General features: G+C 63.8%; 16 protein-coding genes. 5 read left to right on the top strand and 11 right to left on the bottom strand.

The genetic code is table 11. The features are described 5' to 3' along the window. Positions 1–152 precede the first annotated feature (152 nt). Together gyrA and mtnA are read right to left on the bottom strand one after the other, a co-directional pair. Positions 153–2,924, bottom strand: a complete 2,772-nt coding sequence (gene gyrA, locus ACIPZC_RS18410; RefSeq protein ID WP_241802903.1) for a DNA gyrase subunit A — start codon at positions 2,922–2,924, stop codon at positions 153–155. A 315-nt stretch (positions 2,925–3,239) separates the two neighbouring features. Continuing rightward, positions 3,240–4,316, bottom strand: a complete 1,077-nt coding sequence (mtnA, locus tag ACIPZC_RS18405; RefSeq protein WP_267821859.1) for an S-methyl-5-thioribose-1-phosphate isomerase — start codon at positions 4,314–4,316, stop codon at positions 3,240–3,242. 110 nt (positions 4,317–4,426) lie between these two features. On the opposite strand from mtnA, the gene ubiG reads away from it, so the two are divergent. From ubiG to ACIPZC_RS18390, 3 genes are all read left to right on the top strand, one after another. Next, entirely contained in the window at positions 4,427–5,125 is a 699-nt protein-coding gene (gene ubiG / locus ACIPZC_RS18400) for a bifunctional 2-polyprenyl-6-hydroxyphenol methylase/3-demethylubiquinol 3-O-methyltransferase UbiG (protein ID WP_241802900.1), read from the top strand. A gap of 2 nt (positions 5,126–5,127) precedes the next feature. Then, on the top strand, positions 5,128–5,799 hold the full coding sequence (gene mupP, locus ACIPZC_RS18395; protein WP_241802891.1) for an N-acetylmuramic acid 6-phosphate phosphatase MupP: 672 nt from the start codon (positions 5,128–5,130) through the stop codon (positions 5,797–5,799). Between the two features lie 128 nt (positions 5,800–5,927). Next, positions 5,928–6,668 (top strand): YciK family oxidoreductase, encoded by a 741-nt coding sequence (locus tag ACIPZC_RS18390; RefSeq protein ID WP_400628622.1) that lies wholly within the window; start codon positions 5,928–5,930, stop codon positions 6,666–6,668. 40 nt (positions 6,669–6,708) lie between these two features. On the opposite strand, the gene ACIPZC_RS18385 is transcribed toward ACIPZC_RS18390, so the two are convergent. The 7 genes from ACIPZC_RS18385 to ACIPZC_RS18355 form a co-directional block, all read right to left on the bottom strand. Beyond that, positions 6,709–7,494: a TenA family transcriptional regulator gene (locus ACIPZC_RS18385; protein ID WP_241802884.1), complete on the bottom strand. Its 786-nt coding sequence runs from the start codon at positions 7,492–7,494 to the stop codon at positions 6,709–6,711. A 39-nt stretch (positions 7,495–7,533) separates the two neighbouring features. Continuing rightward, positions 7,534–9,990, bottom strand: coding sequence for an EAL domain-containing protein (locus tag ACIPZC_RS18380; protein ID WP_400628620.1), 2,457 nt, complete (start codon positions 9,988–9,990; stop codon positions 7,534–7,536). A 353-nt stretch (positions 9,991–10,343) separates the two neighbouring features. After that, complete coding sequence (locus ACIPZC_RS18375) at positions 10,344–12,176, bottom strand: ABC transporter ATP-binding protein (RefSeq protein ID WP_241802876.1); 1,833 nt, start codon at positions 12,174–12,176, stop codon at positions 10,344–10,346. Beyond that, positions 12,169–12,801: a DsbA family protein gene (locus ACIPZC_RS18370; RefSeq protein WP_400628618.1), complete on the bottom strand. Its 633-nt coding sequence runs from the start codon at positions 12,799–12,801 to the stop codon at positions 12,169–12,171. Before ACIPZC_RS18370 ends, ACIPZC_RS18375 begins: the two co-directional genes overlap by 8 nt. A 4-nt stretch (positions 12,802–12,805) precedes the next feature. Next, positions 12,806–13,738 carry a rhodanese-related sulfurtransferase gene (locus tag ACIPZC_RS18365; RefSeq protein ID WP_400628616.1) on the bottom strand — a complete coding sequence of 311 codons (933 nt, stop codon included), beginning with the start codon at positions 13,736–13,738 and terminating at the stop codon, positions 12,806–12,808. 218 nt (positions 13,739–13,956) lie between these two features. Continuing rightward, on the bottom strand, positions 13,957–14,256 hold the full coding sequence (locus ACIPZC_RS18360; RefSeq protein WP_241802871.1) for a BolA family transcriptional regulator: 300 nt from the start codon (positions 14,254–14,256) through the stop codon (positions 13,957–13,959). A 10-nt stretch (positions 14,257–14,266) separates the two neighbouring features. After that, positions 14,267–14,791 carry a DUF2059 domain-containing protein gene (locus ACIPZC_RS18355; protein ID WP_241802870.1) on the bottom strand — a complete coding sequence of 175 codons (525 nt, stop codon included), beginning with the start codon at positions 14,789–14,791 and terminating at the stop codon, positions 14,267–14,269. 155 nt (positions 14,792–14,946) lie between these two features. Between ACIPZC_RS18355 and ACIPZC_RS18350 the strand changes: the two genes are divergently transcribed. Further along, on the top strand, positions 14,947–16,341 hold the full coding sequence (locus tag ACIPZC_RS18350) for a class II fumarate hydratase (RefSeq protein ID WP_400628613.1): 1,395 nt from the start codon (positions 14,947–14,949) through the stop codon (positions 16,339–16,341). Positions 16,342–16,403: 62 nt separating this feature from the next. Here ACIPZC_RS18350 and ACIPZC_RS18345 read toward each other — a convergent pair whose 3' ends face one another. Together ACIPZC_RS18345 and pap are read right to left on the bottom strand one after the other, a co-directional pair. Continuing rightward, the gene (locus ACIPZC_RS18345) at positions 16,404–17,366 is read right to left on the bottom strand and encodes a DMT family transporter (protein WP_241802868.1); all 963 of its coding nucleotides are present in this window, start codon (positions 17,364–17,366) and stop codon (positions 16,404–16,406) included. Positions 17,367–17,485: 119 nt separating this feature from the next. Next, the gene (pap, locus tag ACIPZC_RS18340) at positions 17,486–18,979 is read right to left on the bottom strand and encodes a polyphosphate:AMP phosphotransferase (RefSeq protein ID WP_241802866.1); all 1,494 of its coding nucleotides are present in this window, start codon (positions 18,977–18,979) and stop codon (positions 17,486–17,488) included. Between the two features lie 177 nt (positions 18,980–19,156). Between pap and mnmC the strand changes: the two genes are divergently transcribed. Further along, the gene (gene mnmC, locus ACIPZC_RS18335; protein WP_400628610.1) at positions 19,157–21,130 is read left to right on the top strand and encodes a bifunctional tRNA (5-methylaminomethyl-2-thiouridine)(34)-methyltransferase MnmD/FAD-dependent 5-carboxymethylaminomethyl-2-thiouridine(34) oxidoreductase MnmC; all 1,974 of its coding nucleotides are present in this window, start codon (positions 19,157–19,159) and stop codon (positions 21,128–21,130) included. Positions 21,131–21,169: the final 39 nt, after the last annotated feature.

Below are 21,169 nucleotides of genomic sequence, written 5' to 3'. Positions count from 1 at the left end.
GAACAAAATCGTAACTTGCAGCCCTGGCCCTGCAGGGAGGCCCGGTGGTATCGCGGCCGCTTCGCCGCCTATCGCCGGCAAGCCGCCCCCACAGGCCCGTAATCAGTCAAACGGGGCGACCTTGGTCGCCCCGTCAGGGTTGTTGCACTTGCTTACTCTTGCGGTGCCTCTTCGGCGCCAGCGTTGTCATCGTCCGCCGCTTCCGGCGCCTCGACCTCAACGCCCTCCTCGTCCGTCCCGAGCAGTTCGTCGAGCTCTTCCTCGGAAGGCTCCTGGATTCGCTCCAGGCCTACCAGCGTTTCGTCTGCAGCCAGCTTGATCAGGGTCACGCCCTGGGTGTTCCGGCTGAGGCTGGATACCTCGCCAACCCGTGTCCGCACCAAGGTGCCCTGGTCGGAGATCAGCATGATCTCTTCACCTTCCTGCACCTGGATAGCACCGATCAGCAGGCCGTTGCGCCCCTTGGTACCCATGGCAATCACGCCCTGGCCACCACGGCCGCGGCGCGGGAACTTGGACAGCGGGGTACGCTTGCCGAAGCCACGCTCGGATGCAGTGAGGATCTGCGCGCCAGACTCCGGGATCAGCATCGAGATGATCTGCTGGCCCTTGCCCAGCTTCATGCCGCGCACACCACGGGCGGTACGGCCCATTTCGCGCACCACGCTCTCGGCGAAGCGGATCACCTTGCCGGCGTCGGAGAACATCATGACTTCCTTGGCGCCATCGGTGATGGCCGCGGCAATCAGGGTGTCACCTTCTTTGAGCTTCAAGGCGATCAGGCCATTGGAGCGCGGACGGGCGAACTGCACCAGCGGGGTTTTCTTGACGGTACCGGAAGCAGTGGCCATGAAGATGTACGCGCCGGTCGGCTCAGCCACCCACTCAGGCGTGTCGCCGTCTTCTTCGTCGACTTCTTCAACCTCGACCACTTCACCTTCGATCACGCCCTCGTCGCCGTCCTCCAGCTCTTCGTCCGGGTCGGCGCTCTGCTGCAGGGCCTCGAGGTCGATCTGCAGCATGGCGGTGATGCGCTCACCCTCCTCCAGCGGCAGCAGGTTGACCAGCGGGCGGCCACGCGCGGCGCGGGATGCCTCAGGGATCTCGTAGGTCTTCTTCCAGTACACCTTGCCCTTGCTGGAGAACAGCAGCAGGGTGGCGTGGCTGTTGGCGACCAACAGGTGTTCGATGTAGTCCTCGTCCTTCACGCCGGTCGCCGACTTGCCTTTACCGCCACGGCGCTGGGCCTGGTAAGCGGACAACGGCTGGGTCTTGGCATAGCCACCGTGGGAGATGGTCACCACGCGCTCTTCTTCCGGGATCATGTCGCCGTAGTTGAGGTCGTGGCTGGCGTTGAGGATTTCGGTGCGGCGCGCATCGCCGTATTCGGCGCGGATCGCTTCGAGTTCTTCGCGGATCACTTCCATCAGGCGCTCGGCGCTGCTGAGGATGCGGATCAGTTCGCCGATCTGCTCGAGGATTTCCTGGTACTCGGCCAGCAGCTTCTCGTGCTCCAGGCCAGTCAGGCGGTGCAGGCGCAGGTCGAGGATCGCCTGGGCCTGTTCCGGCGACAGGTAATACTTGCCTTCGCGCAGGCCGTATTGTTCCGGCAGGTCTTCCGGGCGGCAGGAATCGGCGCCGGCGCGCTCGACCATGACCTGCACGGCGCTGGATTCCCAGGCAGTGGAAATCAGTGCTTCCTTGGCTTCGGACGGCGTCGGCGAGGCCTTGATCAGGGCGATGACCGGGTCGATGTTGGACAGCGCGACCGCCTGGCCTTCAAGGATGTGGCCACGTTCACGGGCCTTGCGCAGCTCGAACACGGTACGGCGCGTGACCACCTCACGGCGGTGGCGGACGAACGCTTCGAGCAGGTCCTTGAGGTTGAGCACACGTGGGCGGCCGTCGATCAGTGCCACCACGTTGATGCCGAACACGCTCTGCAGCTGGGTTTGCTGGTAGAGGTTGTTGAGCACCACCTCCGGCACCTCGCCGCGGCGCAGCTCGATGACGATGCGCATACCGTCCTTGTCGGACTCGTCGCGCAGCTCGGTGATGCCTTCGATCTTCTTCTCTTTGACCAGCTCGGCGATCTTTTCGATCAGACGCGCCTTGTTCAGCTGGTACGGCAGCTCGGTGACGACGATCTGCTGGCGGCCACCGACCTTGTCGATGTCTTCGATCTCGGAGCGCGCGCGCATGTAGATGCGGCCACGGCCGGTACGGTACGCCTCGATGATGCCCTGGCGGCCGTTGATGATGCCGGCAGTCGGGAAGTCGGGGCCGGGGATGAACTGCATCAGCTCGTCGACGGTGACTTCCGGGTTGTCGATCAGCGCCAGGCAGCCGTCGATGACTTCACCGAGGTTGTGCGGCGGGATGTTGGTCGCCATGCCCACGGCAATACCGCTGGAACCGTTGACCAGCAGGTTGGGGATGCGGGTAGGCATGACCGCCGGGATCTGCTCGGTGCCGTCGTAGTTGGGCACCCAGTCGACGGTTTCTTTGTGCAGGTCGGCCAGCAGCTCGTGGGCCAGCTTGGCCATGCGCACTTCGGTGTATCGCATCGCCGCGGCGTTGTCGCCGTCGACCGAACCGAAGTTGCCCTGGCCGTCGACCAGCAGGTAGCGCAGCGAGAAGGGCTGGGCCATACGCACGATGGTGTCGTAGACCGCAGTGTCGCCGTGCGGGTGGTACTTACCGATCACGTCACCGACCACGCGGGCGGATTTCTTGTACGGCTTGTTCCAGTCGTTGCCCAGTTCGCTCATCGCATAGAGAACGCGACGATGCACGGGCTTCAAGCCGTCACGTGCATCGGGCAGCGCTCGCCCGACAATCACGCTCATCGCGTAGTCGAGGTAAGACTGTCTCAGTTCGTCTTCGATATTGACCGGGAGGATTTCTTTGGCCAGTTCGCCCATGAGAAGCCTGATTCCTTTTTCTGGTGAAACTTCGCAGCTCCATCAAGGGCCGAACGAAGCTCGCCGCCGCAGCGCATAAGGGTGCGACGACTTACGACAAATCAATGAGTTGTGCCATGGATCTGCGCAATGAAGGCCGCCGTCATGGGCGGTCTTGGAAACTGCCGGATGTTATCACAAAGGCAGTAGCGGTGGGGAGATATGGCGCAGGGGGTACAGGGGGTTTTGTGGGGGATTGTTGGCGTGATCGCCGCCGATACCGCATTGCCGGCGCCCGCCCATGCGCCCCCCCTCTCCTGCCCCCACCCCAAACGCTCAATGCAGGCGCTTGCGACACATCAATTGCGCCAGTTTGGCGGTATCCGGGCGCTCGACGACGCCTTTCTCGGTCACGATCACATCGATCAGGTCAGCCGGGGTCACATCGAACACCGGATTGAACACCTCCACCTGCGGTGCTACGCGGTTACCGGCGTAATCCAGCAATTCGTCGGCATCACGCTCTTCCAGCGGGATGTCTTCACCCGTGGCCAGGTTGAGGTCGATGCTGGTGCTGGGCGCCACCACCATGAACCGCACACCGTGGTGCATGGCGTTCACCGCCAGCTGGTAGGTGCCGATCTTGCTCGCCACATCACCGTTGGCGGCAATGCAGTCGGCGCCGACCACCACCCAGGTGATGCCCTTGCTCTTCATCAGGTGGGCCAGCGCCGAATCGGCGCACAGGGTCACCGGGATGCCTTCGTTGGCAAGCTCCCAGGCGGTCAGGCGCGAACCCTGCAGCCAGGGCCGGGTTTCGCCGGCATAGACGCGCTCGACCATGCCTTCGAGAAAGCCCGCGCGGATCACCCCCAACGCCGTACCGAAACCGCCACTGGCCAGGGCACCGGAGTTGCCATAGGTCAGCAGGGCCTGCTCGCTGCCCTGGTGGCGGCGGATCAGCTCGATGCCCTGCTGGGCCATGGTCAGGTTGGCCTCACGGTCGCTTTCATGAATGGCCACGGCCTCGGCCTCCAGCGCGGCCAGCACATCCTCGCCCGGGCGCAGGCGCTGCAGGCGCTCACGCATGCGGTTGAGCGCCCAGAACAGGTTGGCGGCCGTAGGGCGCGCCTCGGCCAGGCTGAGGAAATCCTCTTCCAGGTCCATTTCCCAGTCGCCGCCCTCGGCCAGGCGCTCTTCCAGGGCCAGCACCAGGCCATAGGCCGCCGCAATGCCGATGGCCGCCGCACCACGCACAGCCATGTCGCGGATCGCCGCCGCCACCTGCGCGACAGTGTCGCAGGCCAGCCAGCGTTCTTGCGAAGGCAGCAGGCGCTGGTCGAGCAGGTGCAAGGCGCCGTGGTGCCACCGGATACCGGTCACCTTCTCCGCCGCCATAAGTCGCTCGCGCATCACCTCTCCCTGACTTTCGCATATCAAAAGCGGACGATTATAGCGACCAACAGCCTCGGGCGCTCGGGTATACTCCGGCGCAATTCGTAGAAGTTTCAGAGGACTGTTCAATGAGCAACGTCGACCACGCCGAAATCGCCAAGTTTGAAGCCTTGGCGCACCGTTGGTGGGACCGCGAGAGCGAGTTCAAGCCGCTGCACGACATCAATCCGCTGCGCGTCAACTGGATCGACGAGCGCGTCAGCCTGGCGGGCAAGAAGGTGCTGGACGTCGGCTGCGGCGGCGGCATACTCAGTGAAGCCATGGCCCTGCGTGGCGCTACCGTCACCGGTATCGACATGGGCGAGGCGCCCCTGGCTGTGGCCCAGCTGCACCAGCTGGAGTCCGGCGTGCAGGTGGAGTACCGGCAGATCACCGCCGAGGCCCTGGCTGAAGAAATGCCCGAGCAGTTCGATGTGGTCACCTGCCTTGAAATGCTCGAGCACGTGCCCGACCCGTCCTCGGTCATCCGCGCCTGCTACCGCATGGTCAAGCCGGGTGGCCAGGTGTTCTTCTCGACCATCAACCGCAACCCCAAGGCCTACCTGCTGGCCATCATCGGCGCCGAGTACATCCTCAAGATGCTGCCGCGCGGTACCCATGACTTCAAGAAGTTCATCCGCCCCTCCGAGCTGGGTGCCTGGAGCCGCGTCGCGGGCCTTGAAGTCAAGGACATCATCGGCCTGACCTACAACCCGCTGACCAAGCACTACAAGCTCAGCAGCGATGTGGACGTCAACTACATGATCCAGACCCTGCGCGAGGAATGAGCATGCGTTTGCGAGCGGTACTCTTTGACATGGACGGCACCCTGCTCGACACGGCGCCGGACTTCATCGCCATTTGCCAAGCCATGCTCGCCGAGCGTGGCCTGCCGGCCATCGACGACAAGCTGATCCGTGACGTGATTTCTGGCGGTGCGCGGGCGATGGTCGCCGCGACCTTCGCCATGAGCCCGGAGGACGAGGGCTTCGAGGCCCTGCGCCTGGAGTTCCTCGAACGCTACCAGCGCGACTGCGCGGTGCACAGCAAGCTGTTCGACGGTATGGGCGAATTGCTGGCCGATATCGAGAGAGGCAACCTGCTGTGGGGGGTGGTGACCAACAAGCCGGTCCGCTTCGCCGAGCCGATCATGCAGCGCCTGGGCCTGGCCGAGCGTTCGGCACTGCTGATCTGCCCGGATCACGTGAAAAACAGCAAGCCCGACCCTGAGCCGTTGATCCTGGCCTGCAAGACCCTGAACCTGGACCCGGCCAGCGTGCTGTTCGTCGGCGACGACCTGCGCGACATCGAGTCGGGCCGCGATGCCGGCACCCGCACGGCGGCTGTGCGCTACGGCTATATTCATCCAGAAGACAACCCGAACAACTGGGGCGCCGACGTGGTGGTGGACCACCCACTGGAACTGCGCAAGGTGCTCGACGCCGCACTCTGCGGGTGCTGACACTCAGCGGCAAGCTTCAAGCTGCAAGCTGCAAGAAAAAGCAGTCCGCGCACTGCTCGCTTTCTCTTGCAGCTTGAAGCTTGCGGCTTGAAGCTTGAAGCTTGCCGCTTCAAACCAAGGACAAACGCATGTTCGACTACACTGCCCGCCCCGACCTGCTTCAGGGTCGCGTCATCATGGTCACCGGCGCTGGCCGCGGCATCGGTGCAGCCGCCGCCAAGGCTTACGCCGCCTTGGGCGCCACTGTACTGCTGCTGGGCAAGACCGAAGCCAACCTGAACGAGGTCTACGATGAAATCGAGGCCGCCGGCCACCCACAGCCGGTGGTGATTCCGTTCAACCTGGAAACCGCCCTGCCCCACCAGTACGACGAACTGGCGGCGATGGTCGAGGACCAGTTCGGCCGCCTGGACGGCCTGCTCAACAACGCCTCGATCATCGGCCCACGCACCCCGCTGGAACAGCTTTCGGGCGAGAACTTCATGCGGGTGATGCACATCAACGTCAATGCCACGTTCATGCTCACCAGCACCCTGCTACCGCTGCTCAAGCTGTCGGAAGACGCCTCCGTGGTGTTCACCTCCAGCAGCGTCGGGCGCAAGGGCCGGGCTTATTGGGGCGCTTATGGTGTGTCCAAATTCGCGACCGAAGGCCTGATGCAGACCTTGGCGGACGAACTGGAAGGTGTGGCACCGGTGCGCTCCAACAGCATCAACCCCGGGGCTACCCGCACGGCGATGCGGGCCCAGGCCTACCCGAGCGAAAACCCGCAGAACAACCCGCTGCCTGAAGAGATCATGCCGGTGTACCTGTACCTGATGGGGCCAGACAGTACCGGGGTGAACGGGCAAGCCTTCAACGCCCAGTAAGGCTTCATGCCTAGGGGGCCGCCGCGCGGCCCCAGGCATTTCAGCCAGCTGCCAGGCTCGGGCGCATGCGCCCTTGCTGGCGGCCCTCCAGTTGCATGCACCGCTCCAGGAACAGGTACATGCAGTCATAACTTTTGCAGACCGCCTTGCGCAGCTCATTGCGCAGCCCCAGGGTCGGGTTTTCGCCAGCCAGCGTACAGATGATCTCCAGCGCCTCCCAGGGGTGGGCGTCGTCATACTGCGCATGCATCTTCAACCACTTCATGGCGCGCTTGCGCTGGTCCTCCGGGAAGCCCATGGCGTAGGTGTCTTCAGCACAGACCACTGCCGACCACTCCCCCGTCGCCCCTTCGATCGCGTAGTTGGTGGCCGCCATGGCAATGGCCAGCGACTCGGTGGTACACACACGCCAGCACCAGTCGTTCAGCCCATTGAGCTCGGCGGGCACTTCCTGCGACTGCAGTTCGTGCAAGTGAATACCGTGGGCGTGGCACCAATGCACCCAGTAATCGGCATGGTTGAGCTCCACGCGGATGTTGCGCATCAGCCAGCGCCGCGCCATGTCTTCCCCCGGGTGGCGGGCATAGCGGGTCTTGGTCAGGTTGTGGGCCATGTACAAGGAAAACTGCTCAACCACCGGCCAGCCACCGATCAGGTACTGGCGAATGGTCGCTTGCCGCAACTGGCCATCGCGCAGGCGCTGGTAGAACTCATGTTCCACTACCCGGCGCTTGCTCTCGCGGCAGTCTTCGATCAGTTGCTGGGCCCATTGGGGGTAACTGGCCGGGTCCATCAAAGGCCCGATACGGACGAATGCATCGATCACTTTTCAGCTCCTTGATCCCTGTGATTTACCAACGCTACTTCAGCGAAAGGTTCCAGGCGCCCGATGCAGCAGGGGCCGTGCAGCAATCCGTTGACGCTGCAGACTGTCGCAAGTGAAGACCTGCGGTCGTTCGATCAGATAGCCCTGGGCGTAGTCCACGCCGATCTCCTGCAAGGCCTGCTCGATCAACGGAGTTTCGACGAACTCGGCAATGGTGCGCTTACCCATGACGTGGCCGATGTGATTGATGACTTCGACCATGGCCCGATTGACCGGATCATCCAGCATATCTTTGACAAAACTTCCGTCGATCTTCAAGAAGTCGACAGGTAAATGTTTTAAATAAGCGAAGGACGACATTCCGGCACAAAAATCATCCAGCGAGAACTTGCAACCCAGCCCTTTCAATTCATTGATGAATCGGATGGCACTGCCAAGGTTGGCAATGGCACTGGTCTCGGTGATTTCGAAGCAAATCAGCCGTGGCGGAATCGAATATTCGACGAACAGCCGCTGCAAGTACTCCAGGAACTTGTCGTCACCGATACTCGACCCCGACAGGTTGATGGCACACATCGACAGCGGGCCCTCGCGCTCCTCGTCCAGGCAACGGCGAATGACCTGGAACACATTGCGCACCACCCAGCGGTCGATAGCGGTCATCAGGCCATAGCGCTCGGCCGCCGGGATAAAGCTGTCAGGCAGGATGGTGCGGCCGCTTTCGTCTTGCAGGCGCAACAGGATCTCGACATGCCCCGGCCCTTCGAGGGCCGTTAGCGCAGCGATTTCCTGAGCATATAAACAGAAGCGGTTCTCCTCCAGGGCAACGTGCAGGCGCTGTATCCAGGCCATTTCGCCAAAACGCATCGACAGTTCGCTGTCATCGGCATGGTAGACCTGGATGCGGTTACGGCCCTTCTCCTTGGCCATGTAGCACGCCATGTCCGCTGCCCGCAGGGAGGCTTCCAGCGTAGCCGGGGCCTGGGCCATGTGCACCAGGCCGATACTCACAGTGGTAACGAACGGCCTGCCTTTCCACACAAAGTGCAGGCTTTGCACTGCCTGGCGCAGGCTTTCGGCAATCCGCTCGGCCTGTTCGCCCGGGCAGTTTTCCAGCAGCACACCAAATTCATCGCCGCCCAGCCGCGCCAGGGTATCGCCTTCGCGCAGCACCGATTGCAGCACGGCGCAGATGTGCCGCAGCAATTCGTCACCGGCGGCATGGCCACAGGTATCGTTCACCAGCTTGAACTGGTCCAGGTCCAGGAACATCAGCGAATGCCGCCCGCCCTGGCGCACCAGGTCGTTCAGGGCCTGCTCCAGGCGGTACTCGAATTCACGGCGGTTGGCCAGGCCGGTCAGGGCGTCATGGGTAGCCTGCCAGGACAGGTTGGCGATGTACTGGCGCTCCTGGGTCATGTCATGCAGCACCAGGACAATGCCAGCCACCTGCCCGTCACTGATGATGGGCGACCCTACCAGGTTGATCGAAACCGTGCTGCCGTCCAGGCGCTGGATCAGCCGTGCATGTTCGGCGCCGCCCTTGAGGCTGCCGCTGAGCACCTGTTCGAACAGGGTGCTGCTGTCGCTCTGGGCCTGCTCATCCACCAGGCTGAACAGCGCTGTCAATGGCAGGCCCAGGGCCTGGCCTGCCTGCCAATGGGTCAGCTGCTCGGCAGCGGGGTTCATGTAGCCGATGCTGCCATCGACATCGGTGGTGATCACCGCATCGCCGATCGCCTGCAGGGTAATCTGCGCGCGTTCCTTTTCTTCCTGCAGGGCGCTGGCGAAGGCCTGGCGCTGGGCCAGCAGCTTGCTCGACCGGCGCCAGGCGAAGCCAATGAGAAACAGCGCGGTGAGCAGGTTGGTGACCAGCAGCACCCGCAACAGCATGCGCGACCCCTCACCCAGGGCATCGCTGAAGGCTTTGGAGGCTGGCGTCACGCCATCGTTGATAGCGACGATGCGAGCGCGCCATTGGCTGACCTGGCCCGGCCCCACCTGGCCTTTGGCAAAACCTTCACGTATCTCGTTGCCCAGCACATCCAGTTGTTTAAGGTAATCGTCACCGACATTCCAGTAGTCGATCGCCGCCTGCACGTAGCTGATCCGGCTGAAATTGCGGTAGAACCAGATGATGCGGTCGACGTCGTCGGGGTGGTTGCCGCCTTGCAGCACGGCCTGGCGCGCGACATCGAGGTCTGGGTTTGGCTGGTCGAGCACCTCGCGCATCTGCCGGTCACCGTGGGGCACAGTGATGACTTGGCGATAGCGCTGGTAATTGCGCTCATCGCCAGTTTCGGCATACAGGTTCAGGTAATAGATGGCGTCTTTCTGGGCCTTGGACCACAGGCTTTCGCCGGCGACGTAGGCACGCACGGCAGACAGCGCGTAAAGGCTGAGGCTGCCCAGCAGGACCTGGAAGACTACAACGGCGATGAAGGGCCAGATGATACCCAGCAGCCTTGGCGCCTCTAGTGTGCGATGTCCCTTCATGAAGTCCCTGTCACAGAGCAGATAAGGCTCGAACCAACCTAGACAAGCTCAGAGTAGGCCATCTGCCATCTATTTGGAGGGAATTTTGAGCTTCAAGCTGTAAGCTGCAAGCTGCAAGAAAAAGCAGATCCGCGCACGGGCCGCTTGTAGCTGCAAGCCGCAAGCTTCAAGCCGCAAGAAAAAGCAGAGCCGCGCACGGTCCCCTTATAGCTGCAAGCTGCAAGCTTCAAGCCGCAAGAAAAAGCAGAGCCGCGTACGGTCCGCTTATAGCTGCAAGCCGCAAGCTGCAAGAAAAAGCAGAGCCGCACACGGTCCGCTTGCAGCTTGTAGCTTGAAGCTTGCAGCTCGCTGGGTCAGGTCTGCTGGAGGTGGCCGTACAGTTTGGCGTACAGGCCGCCTTCGGCGATCAACTGCTGGTGGCCGCCATCCTCGGCTACATGGCCGCCATCGAACACCAGCACACGGTCGGCCTGCTTCACCGCAGAAAGGCGGTGGGCGATGATCAGGGTGGTGCGGCCACTCAGGAAACGCGCCAGCGCCTGGTGCAGGTTGTACTCAGTGGCGGCGTCCAGGGCCGAAGTGGCCTCGTCGAGGATCACCACCTTCGGCTCCGCCAGGACCATACGGGCAATCGCCAGGCGCTGACGCTGGCCGCCAGACAGGCGCACACCAGAGCGGCCGACCACGCTGTCCAGCCCTTGCGGCAAAGCAGCGATGGTGGCGTCCAGCTGGGCGATGCGCAGCGCCTGCCAACAGGCCTCGTCCGTGCAGTCACGGCCCATGGTCAGGTTGGCGCGTACCGTGTCGTTGAACAGTGACGGGTGCTGCAGCACCACCGCCACATTTTCACGCAAGGTCTCCAGGCCGATTTCCTGCAGGCTGGCACCCCCAAAACGGATGGTCCCGGCCTGGGCGCTGTAAAGGCCCAGCAGCAATTGCACCAGGGTACTCTTGCCGCCGCCACTGGCACCGACAATGGCGACCTTTTCGCCTGCGGCGATGGTCAGGTCCAGGTGCTCCAGCACCGGCTCGTCGGCATAGGCGAAACGCAGGTCGCGCACCTCGATGCCAACCGTTTCACGGCCAGCGAACGGGTCGCGGGCAGCCGGGTATTGTGGCTCGTCATCCCGCGCCAGCAATTCGTTGAGCCGGCTCAGGGCACCGCCGGCGGCGTAGTAGGCATATTGCAGGTTCAGCAACTGCTCGACCGGGCCGATCATGAACCACAGGTAGCTGAACACGGCCAGCATCTGCCCGATCGACAGGTCGGAGAACAGCACCGTGAGCATGGCCGCAGCACGGAAAATATCGATACCGAACTGGAACAGCAGGCCACTGGCACGGCCACTGGCGTCGCTTTTCCATTGCGAATCCACGGCGTAATCGCGCACTTCGCGGGCGCGCAGGCCCAGGCGCCCGAGGAAGTAGCCCTGGCGGTTGCTGGCGCGGATTTCCTGGATGGCGTCCAGGGTTTCGGCCAGCGCCTGGGTGAACCGCGAGGTGCTGTCGTTTTCGAGCTTTTTAAGGTGTTTGACGCGCTTGCCCAACTGCACGGTGAAGTAGATCACCAGCGGGTTGAACAACAGGATCAGCAAGGCCAGCTGCCAGTGCATCCAGATCAGGATCGCCGCCGTGCCGGTCAGGGTCAGCATCGCCACCAGGAAACGGCTCAGGGTTTCGCCGACGAACTTGTCGAGGGTCTCCAGGTCGGTGACCAGGTGTGTGGTCACGGTGCCGCTACCCAGGCTTTCGTATTCCTTGAGCGAAATACGCTTGAGCCGATCGATCAGGCGGATGCGCAGGCGATAGACGATGTCTTTGGCAAGGCCGGCGAACAGCTTGGCCTGCACCACGTTGAACCCCAGGGCGGCCACCCGCAGGCACAGGGTGGCGACCAGCATCAGGCCGATATACCCGGCCGCCACCTGCCAACCGCTGGGCAGCAGGTGGTTCATGAACTTCAGCGCGCCATCGCCGTGGCCCAGCAGCACCTCGTCCACCAGCAAGGGCAGCAGCAATGGGATGGGCACGCTGCAGCAGGCCGCCAGCACGGCCACCAGGTTGGCGGCCCAGAGGTGTTTCTTGTGGTGCAGCGCCAAACGGCGGATTTGCGCCCAGCTCAGCCGGTCAGGCACAGGGGCGGGCTTCCCGGGCACCGGGTCGGGCGAGCCGGGCAGGTCAAGCACAGGCGGCCTGCTGTAGCCAGCGGGCAAGCAAGGGCTGCAGGCTTTGCAGCGGCTGGTAGCCATTGGTCAACAGGGCGAGCTGGCCGTTGCGCTCAGCCAGCAGCGTCGGAAAGCCAGCAATCCCAAGGTCTTGCACCCAGCTGAAATCGGCTGCGGTGGCGGCGCGCACGTCCGCACCCTGCAGGGCCTCGGCGAAGGTTGTGCGATCAAACCCGGCCTGCTCGGCCAGCTCGACCAGCTGCGGCGCCCTGGTGACATCCAGGCCCTGCTGGTAGAACCCCCGCTGGATCAGCGCCAGCAGCGGCCAGACCCGCTCGGCATCCAGTTCGCGGGCGGCCACCAGGGCACGGCAGGCCGGTTCGGTGTCGTAGACGAAACCGTCGGGCATGGCATTGTCGAACGCGAACGGCTGCCCGGTAGCTTCGGCCACCGCCTGCCAATGCTCGAGGATGTACTTGCGGGTGGAGGCGTCCAGCGCGCTGGCGCCGCGACGCAACCCGCCCGGCACCACTCGGGTGGCCACGCCCGCTTCACGCGCCTGGGCGATCAGGGCCTGGGCCACCGGTGCAAAACCCCAGCACCAGGAGCACATCGGGTCCATCACATAGAGCAGGCGGGCAGTCATGCAATCAGGCCTCGGCTTTGTAGTTGTAACCGATCGGGTGCGGCAGGTTGCGGGCCTTGGCCAGCTCGATCTGCTTTTGCCGGTCGATGGCGCTGCGCCGGGTCTTTTCGCTAAGGGTGTCCCAGCAGTGCGGGCAGCTCACGCCTGGCGAATAGTGCTCGGACGCGCGGTCCTGGGCGTCGATTGGGTGGCGGCAGGCATGGCACTGGTCGTACTCGCCCTCGCTCAGGTCATGGCGCACCGTGACGCGGTTGTCGAAGACAAAGCAGTCACCGTCCCACAGGCTTTCTTCCTGGGGTACTTCCTCGAAGTATTTCAGGATGCCGCCCTTAAGATGATAGACCGCCTCGAAGCCTTCACCGAGCATGTAGCTGGAGGCTTTTTCACAACGGATGCCGCCGGTGCAGAACATGGCGACTTTCTTGTGCTTGCTGGGGTCGAAGTTGGCCTTGATGTACTCGGGGAACTCGCGGAAGGTCTCGGTCTTGGGGTCGATTGCGCCCTTGAAGGTGCCGATGGCCACTTCGTAATCGTTGCGGGTGTCGATCAGCAGTACTTCCGGGTCGCTGATCAGGGCGTTCCAGTCTTTGGGCTCGACATAGGTGCCAACGGCGTTGTTCGGGTCCACGCCGGGTACGCCGAGGGTGACGATCTCTTTCTTGAGCTTGACCTTGGTGCGGTAGAACGGCTGCTCGTCGCAGTAGGACTCCTTGTGGTCGACATCGACCAGGCGCGGGTCGCTGCGCAGCCAGGCGAGCAGGCCATCGATGCCTTCGCGGGTGGCCGAAACGGTGCCGTTGATGCCCTCGTTGGCCAGCAGCAGAGTGCCTTTGACGCCATTGTCGAGCATGGCCTTCAGCAGGGGCTCGCGCAGTTCTACGTAGTCTTCGAGGGTGACGAACTTGTACAGCGCCGCCACGACGATCGGGTGGGTCATTGCGTTGAATCTCCAGGTGGTTGCCCTCGTAAGGGGCGGACCGGGTTTGGCAAAAAGCTGGGGGCTGCCCTGCAGCCCATCGCCGGCAAGCCGGCTCCCACAGGGCCGGCGCAATGCTCAGGGGCTGCGCTGTACCAGTGAGAGCCGGCTTGCCGGCGATGGGCCGCCAAGCGGCCCCCTAGGAATGGTGCGGAGTGTACCAGAACGACAGAAAGGATTCAGTGCTTGCCGCCACCTGCACACACCGGCGACGCAGGCGCGACGCCCACCTTCGCCCACTCCTCGTCGGTGTAGGTATGGATGGCCAGGGCATGGATCTGGCCCATCAGCTCACCCATGGTGGCGTACACCTTCTGGTGGCGCTTGACGCTGTTGAGCCCGGCAAACTGCTCGCTGACGATCACCGCCTTGTAGTGGGTTTCCTGGCCACGGCTGTGCATGTGGCTTTCGTTGAGCACTTCAAGGTGCTGCGGCGCCAGGGCGGCAAGCTGCTGCTCAATGCGTTGCTGCATGGTCATCGCGCGTCACTCACTTCTTGGCCGGGGCGGCAGCCTTGCCGGCATTGGGGTCAAGCTCTTTGGTCATGTCTTCGAGCAGCTTGTTCACCACCGGCACTGCCGGCTCCAGGCTCTGCTGGGTCAGCTGGGCCGACTGCTGAGTGACCTTGGGCATCTGGGTGAGGACTTTCTTGCCCAGTGGCGACTGGTAGAACTTGACCAGGTCCTTGAGCTCTTGCTCGGTGAAGGTCTGGGTGTACAGGTCGACCATCTTCGGCTTGAGCTTGTTCCAGCCGATGGCGCTGTCCAGCGCGGCGTTGGCCTTGGCCTGGTAGCTCTCGAGCACCGACTGCTTGCTGGCCGGGGCCTTGGTCTGGGCGAAGCGCTGGGCGAACATCTGCTGGACTTGCATGTACACCGGGGTGCCCAGCTTGTCAGCGTTGGCCAGGGTCAGGAATTTCTCGGCGGCAGCGTTGTGGCTGGCAGTGGCAGCGAGCACCTGGCCGCTGGCACAGGCCAGGGCGACGGCAGCACAGAGGGCACGGAGACGGGTCATTGCATATCCTTCAAGGAGGGGGAGGCGTTACCTCAGAGATGAACATTCTGCTCCCGCCAGGGGGCAGCGCTCAAGTGGCACGAAGTGCGATTGAACCGCACGATCGCATGGGGGCCTAAACTGCTGATTCTGACTGACAGGGGAGTGAACGCAGCATGAGCCGTATCGAAACAGACAGCCTGGGCCCGGTCGAAGTTCCGGAGCACGCCTACTGGGGCGCACAGACCCAACGCTCGCTGATCAACTTTGCCATTGGCAAGGAACGCATGCCGCTACCGGTGCTGCACGCCCTGGCGCTGATCAAGAAGGCCGCGGCAAGGGTCAACGACCGTAATGGCGCCCTGCCCGCGGACATCGCCCGGCTGATCGAGCAGGCGGCCGACGAAGTGTTGGGCGGCGAGCACGACGACCAGTTCCCGCTGGTGGTGTGGCAGACCGGCAGCGGCACCCAGAGCAACATGAACGTCAACGAAGTGATCGCCGGGAGGGCCAACGAGCTTGCCGGCCAAGGCCGCGGCGGCAAGGCGCCGGTGCACCCTAACGACCACGTCAACCGTTCGCAGAGTTCCAACGACTGCTTCCCCACCGCCATGCACATCGCCGCAGCACAGGCGGTGCACGAGCAACTGCTACCGGCGATCGCCGAGCTGTCTTCGGGGCTGGCGGAGCTGGCGGCGCGCCACCACAAACTGGTCAAGACTGGCCGCACACACATGATGGACGCCACGCCCATCACCTTCGGCCAGGAGGTGTCGGCCTTCGTTGCCCAGCTGGACTACGCCCAGCGCGCCATCCGCGCCACCTTGCCGGCGGTGTGCGAGCTGGCCCAGGGCGGTACTGCCGTGGGTACCGGGCTCAATGCCCCGCAGGGGTTCGCCGAAGCCATCGCTGCTGAGCTGGCCGCCCTCTCCGGCCTGCCGTTCGTCACCGCGCCGAACAAGTTCGCCGCCTTGGCCGGCCACGAGCCGCTGACCAGCCTGGCCGGGGCACTGAAGACCTTGGCGGTCGCCTTGATGAAAATCGCCAACGACCTGCGTTTGCTCGGTTCCGGCCCCCGCGCCGGCTTGGCCGAGGTGCGCCTGCCGGCCAACGAGCCGGGCAGCTCGATCATGCCGGGCAAGGTCAACCCGACCCAGTGCGAGGCGCTGTCGATGCTGGCCTGCCAGGTGCTGGGCAATGACGCGGCCATCGGTTTCGCCGCCAGCCAGGGGCACTTGCAGTTGAATGTATTCAAGCCGGTGATCATCCATAACCTGCTGCAGTCGATCGAACTGCTGGCCGATGGCTGCCGCAACTTCCAGCAGCACTGCGTGGCGGGGATCGAGCCGGATGCCGAGCAGATGGCGGCGCACCTGGAGCGTGGGCTGATGCTGGTGACCGCACTCAACCCGCATATCGGCTATGACAAAGCGGCGGAAATCGCCAAGAAGGCCTACAGCGAGGGCAAGACCCTGCGCGAGGCGGCGCTGGAGTTGAAATACCTGACCAACGAGCAGTTCGATGAGTGGGTAAGGCCGGAGAACATGCTGGCGCCGGGTGGCAAGGGCTGATTGATTGGCGGGTACTTAGGGCCCTATCGCCGGCTTGCCGGCAATAGGGCCGGAACAGGCTCTCAACCAACCTGAGCCAAACGCGCCCTTCTCGCCCGCCACCCAGCCACCAGCGATGGCCCCAGGGCCACCAGTGTCGACCCCAGCACCACGGTCACCGCGCCAACATAGCCCAAGGCATTGATGTCCTCGGCCTGCACATAGTCCGGCCACAGCCAGGCCGCAATCGCCACCGCCACAAAGGTCACCAGTGGCGTCAGCGCCAGTGTGGCGCTGACCCGCGATGCCTCCCAGTGCGCCAGGGCCTCGGCAAAAGCCCCATACGCCACCAGCGTGTTCAGGCAGCACGCCAGCAGCAACCACCCTTGCAGGGGGGTCAACTGCAGCGCCTCCAGCGGGTGCACCCAAGGTGTCAGCAGCGCGGCGCAGCTCAGGTAGATCACCATCATCACCTGCTGCGAATGCCACACCGTCAGCAGCTGTTTCTGGCTCAGGGCATAGAACACCCAGATGCTGGTGGCCAGCAGGATGGTCAGCACGCCTGTGGTGTAGGCGCCCAGCGAGGTCAGCAGCTCTTCCAGGCGCTGGTTGAAGAACAGGCCGAAGCCGGCCAGCAGCACCACAAGCCCCAGGCCTTGGCCCAGGCTGAAGCGTTCCTTGAACACGAACACACTGGCCACCAGCAGCAGCACCGGGCCGATCTGCACCACCAATTGCGCCGTGCCGGGGCTCAGCAGATTGAGGCCGATCAGGTACAGCACGTAGTTGCCCATCAGCCCGCATACGGCCACCACCACCAAGCCTTTGCCCTTGGCGCCGAGCCTGGCGAAAGAAGGCAAGCGGCGCTTGGCCGCCAGCCAGGCGCACAGCAGGCCGCCGGACACCAGCAGGCGGAACCAGGTGACGGTAATGGGGTCGACCACCTGCAACACCTGCTTGAGTTTGATCGGCAGGATGCCCCAGAGCAGCGCAGTCAGAAGCGCCAGAGCCAGTCCATAGCTCCGGCGCCCGGATGTGATGTGCATAAAGTCCTCGGTCGAGCCCGTTGTGGGGTGCCTCGATTCTAAAGGCTTGCCGCCTGCCAACGGGGAAAAAAGGCGGGAAAAGAATTCATCAGGTCATTCCCCCGTGGCATGCCGGCGGGCTATTTCTTGTGTTTGGCAAACGCCGCTTCCAGGGCTTCATTGAGGGTGCGCAGCACCTTCACCCGCGCCCAGCGCTTGTCATTGGCCTCGACCAGGGTCCATGGCGCGATCTCGGTGCTGGTGCGGTCGACCATGTCGCCCACGGCATCCACGTACAGGTCCCACTTCTCGCGGTTGCGCCAATCGTCCTCGGTGATCTTGTAGCGCTTGAACGGGATCTGCTCGCGCTCTTCAAAACGCTCCAGCTGGGTTTGCTGGTCGATCGCCAGCCAGAACTTGACGACCACCACGCCGGCGTTTGCCAGCTGCTCCTCGAAATCATTGATCTCGCCATACGCGCGCATCCAGTCGGCCGGGGTGCAAAAACCCTCGATGCGCTCGACCAGCACCCGGCCATACCAGGACCGGTCGAAGATGGTGAACTTGCCGCGCGCCGGGATATGCCGCCAGAACCGCCACAGGTACGGCTGAGCACGCTCATCTTCGGTGGGGGCGGCGATTGGCACGATACGGTACTGGCGCGGGTCCAGCGCAGCGGCCACGCGGCGGATCGCGCCCCCTTTGCCCGCCGCATCATTACCCTCGAAGACTGCCACCAGGGCATGCCGACGCATGTGTTTGTGGCGCAGCAGGCCGGCCAGGCGTGCCTGCTCGGTCACCAGTTGCTCCTGGTAGTCCTGCTTGTCCAGGCGCAGGGTCATGTCCAGCGCGCCCAGCAGGCTGCGCTGGTCGATGCTGCGGCCCAGCGGCGCAATGTTGCCCTGGTGCTTGCCTTTGGGGTTGACAGCCAGTGCGGCCTGCAGGCTTTCCAGCAGGATGCGCCCGACGGCCAGGCTGCGGTAGTTGGGGTCGACGCCTTCGACTACGTGCCAGGGTGCATAGTCACGGCTGGTACGGCGCAATACCCGCTCGCCAAAACGCACGAAACGGTCGTAGGTCCGGGACTGTTGCCAGTCCAGCGGGCTGATGCGCCAGCTGTGCAAGGGGTCGTCCTTGAGCGACTTGAGCCGCGCTTTCATCTGTTTCTTGGACAGGTGGAACCAGAACTTGATGATCAGCGCACCTTCGTCGCAAAGCATCTGCTCCAACCGCTCGGCGCCGGTGATGGCCTGGTCGAGCACGGCATCCTTGAACTGCCCGTGCACCCTGCCCTGCAGCATCTGGCTGTACCAATTGCCGAAAAACACGCCCATGCGCCCCTTCGGCGGCAGCGCCCGCCAGTAGCGCCAGGCGGGCGGGCGGGCCAGTTCTTCGTCGGTTTGCTGGTCGAAGGTGAGCACGTCGATCATGCGCGGGTCCATCCACTCGTTGAGCAGTTTGACCGTCTCGCCCTTGCCAGCGCCTTCGATGCCATTGATCAGCACGATCACCGGGAAGCGTGCCTGCTGTTTGAGTTCGTACTGGGCTTCGAGCAAAGCCTCGCGCAGCGCGGGCACTTCTGCCTCGAAGGTATCGTCGTCGATGCTGTGACCAATTTCCGCGGATTCAAACATGCACTCGCTCCTTCAATGGATAAGCAAGACTAGCGGAATCCTGGGGGGGAGCTGCAAGCTTGAAGCTGCAAGCCGCAAGCTTCAAGCTGCAAGAAAAGCCAGGGCGTGCCACCATCTGCTTTTTCTTGCAGCTTGTAGCTTGAAGCTTGCAGCTCACCAATCCCAGCGAAACCAGCCATGCCCGCACCCACCCTCCTTCAGCATGCCCAGATCGACTGGGACGACCAGGGCCGCCCACATTCGCGGCAATACGGCGATGTCTACTTCGCCATCAACGAGGGCATTGCCGAAACCCAGCATGTGTTCCTCGAACAAACCCGCCTGCGCCAGCGCTTCGCCGACCTGGCGCCCTACGGCTGCCTGGTGATCGGCGAAACCGGCTTTGGCACCGGCATGAATTTTTTCTGTGCCTGGCAGCTGTTCGCCGAAACAGCCCACGCAGATGCCCGCTTGCATTTCATCAGCGTCGAGAAGTATCCCCTGGGCCATGCCGACATGGCCCGTGCGATGCGCCTGTGGCCGGAGCTGGCCGGGTTCACCGAACCCTTTTTGCAGCAGTACGTCGCGGTGCACCAAGGCTTCCAGCAGTTCACCTTCGACCAGGGCCGAATCACCCTCACCCTGCTGATCGGCGATGTGCTGGAGCAGCTGCCGCAACTGGACGCGCGTATCGACGTGTGGTTTCTCGACGGCTTCGCCCCGGCGAAAAACCCCGACATGTGGACACCCGAGCTGTTCAGGCAACTGGCCAGGTTGTCCCATGCCGGCACCGCCCTGGGCACCTTCACCACTACCGGCTGGGTGCGTCGCAGCTTGATCGAAGCCGGCTTCACCATGAAAAAGGTGCCTGGCATCGGCAAGAAGTGGGAGGTGATGAGCGGTGAGTACACCGGCCCGCCCAACGCCCCCCTGCCGGCGCCCTGGTACGCGCGGCCACGTACGCCCGAAGGCCCGCGCGAGGCCCTGGTGATCGGCGCAGGGCTCGCCGGCACTGCCAGCGCTGCCAGCCTGGCCGCACGGGGCTGGCAGGTAACGGTACTGGAGCGTCACGACGCCGCCGCCCGCGAAGCCTCCGGCAACCCTCAGGGTGTGCTGTACCTCAAGCTGTCCGCGCACGGCACGGCTTTGTCGCAGATGATCCTGTCCGGGTTCGGCTACACCCGGCGCCAGCTTCAACGCCTGCAGCGCGGCCAGGACTGGGATGCGTGCGGGGTTTTGCAACTGGCATTCGACGACAAGGAAGCCGAACGCCAGGGCAAGCTCGCCGACGCCTTCGAGGGCAGCTTGCTGCGAGCAGTGCAGCGCAGTGAAGCCGAAACGATTGCCGGGGTCGCGCTGCCTGCCGGCGGGTTGTACTACCCCGAAGGCGGCTGGGTGCATCCACCGGCACTGTGCCAGGCACAACTGCAGCACCCCAACGTTCGCCTGCTGGCCCATCACGATGTACTCGCACTGCGCAAGGCCGATGGCCTGTGGCAAGCCTGGGCCGGCGACCGGCTATTGGCCAGCGCGCCTGTAGTGGTGCTGGCCGGGGCGGCTGATGTGAAGCGTTTCGAGCCTTGTGCCCAGCTACCGCTCAAGCGCATCCGCGGGCAGGTCACCCGCCTGCCGGCGACCGACGCCAGCCGGGCGCTGGCTACCGTGGTCTGCGCCGAGGGCTATGTCGCACCGCCCAGGGGTGAAGAGCACACGCTGGGCGCCAGCTTTGACTTCCATAGCGATGACCTGACGCCGACCGTGGCCGAACACCAGGGCAACCTGGCCATGCTCGATGAAATCTCTACCGACCTGGCCCGGCGGCTGGGTGCTGCGGCGCTTGACCCTGAGCAGTTGCAGGGGCGCGCGGCATTTCGATGCACCAGCCCGGATTACTTGCCGATCGTGGGGCCGGTTGCCGACCCTGCAGCCTTTGCCAAGGCCTACGCCGTACTGGCCAAGGATGCGCGGCAGGTGCCCGAAGTGCCCTGCCCTTGGCTGGAGGGGCTGTATGTGAATAGTGGGCATGGGTCACGGGGGCTGATCACGGCACCGCTGTCGGGCGAGCTGATTGCGGCGTGGGTCAGTGGCGAGCCGTTGCCGCTGCCGCGGGCGGTGGCAGAGGCGTGCCACCCGAACCGGTTTGGCTTGCGCAGGTTGATTCGGGGGAAGTGAATGGGGCTGCTGTGCAGCCCAATCGCCGGCTTGCCGGCG

It is taken from the genome of Pseudomonas sp. NPDC089743 (assembly GCF_044748785.1).
Lineage (GTDB): Bacteria > Pseudomonadota > Gammaproteobacteria > Pseudomonadales > Pseudomonadaceae > Aquipseudomonas > Aquipseudomonas putida_X.
This window is presented reverse-complemented; position numbering and strand designations above follow the sequence as displayed.